Origin of the sequence: Blautia intestinihominis (genome assembly GCF_040096655.1) — a bacterium.
Taxonomy (GTDB): Bacteria; Bacillota; Clostridia; order Lachnospirales; family Lachnospiraceae; genus Blautia_A; species Blautia_A intestinihominis.
The window spans coordinates 1-2923 of record NZ_JBBMEI010000146.1 but is presented as its reverse complement, the minus strand read 5'-3'; the positions used below and the strand labels follow the sequence as shown (position 1 = coordinate 2923).

Genomic DNA, 2923 nt, shown 5'->3' with positions numbered 1-2923 from the left:
ATGAGGATTTTACGACAGATCATGCGGACACTTACAAAGCGGTCTATTATGTGGAACCGGTAAATCAGGAGCATCCGAAGTACCAGATCAGCCGAAAACTGATTGTGCGTGAGAAAGCAACTGAAGCTCAGACAGAGGTGGCAGGGAGTGAAGCAGTGACCGAATCCGAAACAGCTGTAAGTGAGCAGCAGACAGAAGAAGCGGAGGATTCAGAAGCAGAATCGGAGATTACCGATATTGACGCTGATGAATTTGATGATTTGGTAGAGCAGGCACAGAACCAGGATACCTATGATGAAGAATCAGGGTTAGAGCTTCATGATGTTTTGGAACAGGCAGGAGACGAAGGTGTGGATCTTGAGGCTATGGAAGAGGGAGAGATTGCAACATTTGAAGCAGTTTCGGCTTATTCAGCAAGAAGTACACAGCAGGTAACAATTGAAAAAGGACCACTGTATAGATATGCAGATTATAATCTTGGAACCTATCTGACAGAGCCGTACTATATCAGCTACGGAAGCGTCAGAGCAACTGCGTATTGTGTACAGCCGGCAAAACCAGGACCAGGATCTGGAAATTATACAATCACAAAGATTGGAGACAATCAGGCGTTAGCAAAAGTGTGTTATTACGGTACAGACGCCGCAGGAAGTGAAAGCTTTTTTGCGAATAAACACACGGATTTTTCAGAAGGAAAAAGATTCATCATTATTCACATGGCTGCATCATATGCCAACGGAAGTAGTGATGCATTTTACGGAACAAATGCTACAGGTGAGGCTTTGGCAAAAGAACTCTATAATTATTGTGTGAATAAGCCGGAAATACCAGATGTAGCGATGTCATTTTCAAAGCCGGATGTAAAAGCTTATGTAGATGGAAATGTTCAGAGAACGGAGAACATTCAGTTCAACGCATCTTCCCAGCAGAAAATCACAATGGACTTACCAAAAGGAGTAAAGCTCCATAATGTATCTACTGGAAATGTAAGTGCGGCAGGTGCAAGCGTAACAATTGGAGGAGGAACCACGTTTTATCTTTCAGCGCCTCTGACACAGACAAAAGATGTAAGTGCTACTTTTTCTGCAAAGATGAAGGGAAGTATTACAAAAGATTATTCAGCATATAAACTGACTACGAATGCAAGTGTTCAGGACCTGGCATTTGTGTTTGGAGAAGGTGTCGCTGATGAAAAATATGTAAGCTTAAAGGTGTCCTGGATTGAACAGGCTACGATCGAAATCGTAAAGAAAGACGATACAGCTGATGTCAATCTTGCAGGTGCAGTATTCGGTGTATACAGCGATGAGGCTTGTACAAAGCTGCTCACTCAGATGCCGGCAACAGATAAGAATGGAAAATCCTCTGTTACGATTATCAAGACACAGGATACCGTTTATCTGAAAGAAATCACAGCACCACAGGGGTATGTAGTAAATGCAACGGCAACAAATGTAAAACTGGTAGCAAGTAAGACTTCATCGGTAACCGTGGAAAATAAGGAGCAGCTGGCAGAGCTTACCATTTATAAAGAAGGACAGGTTCTTACCGGAGCAGATGTCAGTGAAAATGGAACGGTATTTCAGTATGAAAACCGCAGACAGAAAAATGCAGTATATAACGTGTATGCCGGAGCTGATATTGTAACTGCTTATGGCACAAAAGTGTACAGCAAAGGTGACCTTGTAAAAGAAAATCTGACAACAGGTGAGAATGGTTCTGTCACACTGAAGAACCTGCATCTTGGAAACTATGTGGTGAAAGAAGAAAAAGCGCCGGACAATTTCTATAACGGCAGTGAAGAAAAGTCAGTGACTCTAACTTATGCTGGTCAGAATAAAGAAGTTGTATTTGCAGATGTGACTTTTAACAACGAGAGACAGAAAGCAGATGTTTCCGTAGTAAAACAGGATAAAGACACCAAGAAACCACTGAAAGGCGCTATTTTTGCTCTGTATGCATCCGATGATATCAGAAATGCAGACGGAACCGTTGTTGTGAAAAAAGGAACGCTGATTGAGAAAGCAACTACTGGTGCAGACGGAACTGCCAAATTCACAGCAGACCTGCCGATTGGATACTCCTATTCTGTAAAAGAAGATCAGGCACCGGAAGGCTATGTAAGAAATACAGAAGATGTGTATACGTTCAAGTTTTCTTACACTAATGATAAAGAAGCAACCGTATCTTTTGCCCATACCTTCAGCAATGACCGTGTGACAGCAAAGATCAATCTTTATAAAGTGGATAAAGAGACAGGAAAAGCAGTACCGCAGGGAGATACCACACTGAAAGGTGCAGTTTATGGACTGTATGCTCGTGAAGATATCGTGCACCCGGATGGAGCAACGGGAACTATTTATAAAGCAGGAGAGCAGGTAGCTTCTCTTACAACAGATGACAAAGGACAGGCTTCTGTAAATGGCTTATATCTTGGCAAATATTATGTCAAAGAGATTACTCCGCCGACCGGATACCTGGCAGATGCAGAAGAGCATGATCTTACGTGCAGTTATGAAGGAGATATGACAGCAGAAGTAAAAAGAGAGTGCACTTCCAGTGAGCAGGTCATCAAGCAGCCATTCCAGATTATCAAAGCAGCCAACAATGGAAAGACCGATGCAGAGCTGTTATCCGGAGCTGGATTTACAGTTTATCTGAAATCTTCCCTTACAAAGAAAGCAGATGGAAGCTATGATTTTGATTCTGCCAAACCAGTAGTGAGTGGCGAAAATGGAGCTACTGAGATTTTCACAGATGAAAAAGGGTATGCCTGCAGTATTCCATTACCATTTGGAAGCTATATCGTGCGTGAGACAACAACACCGCACAACTACAAGCCGGTCGATGATTTTGAAGTGAATATCACAGAGCATCATCCAAATGAGCCACAGATCTGGCGAGTGCTTCTGGATGAAGAGTT

Annotated in this window: 1 protein-coding gene; it reads left to right on the top strand. The window is 42.6% G+C overall.

Going from position 1 to position 2923, the window contains the following annotated elements; translation table 11 throughout:
* The coding region (locus WMO75_RS19135) for a SpaA isopeptide-forming pilin-related protein (protein WP_349078775.1) at nucleotides 1–2923 on the top strand (2923 nt) is incomplete at both ends.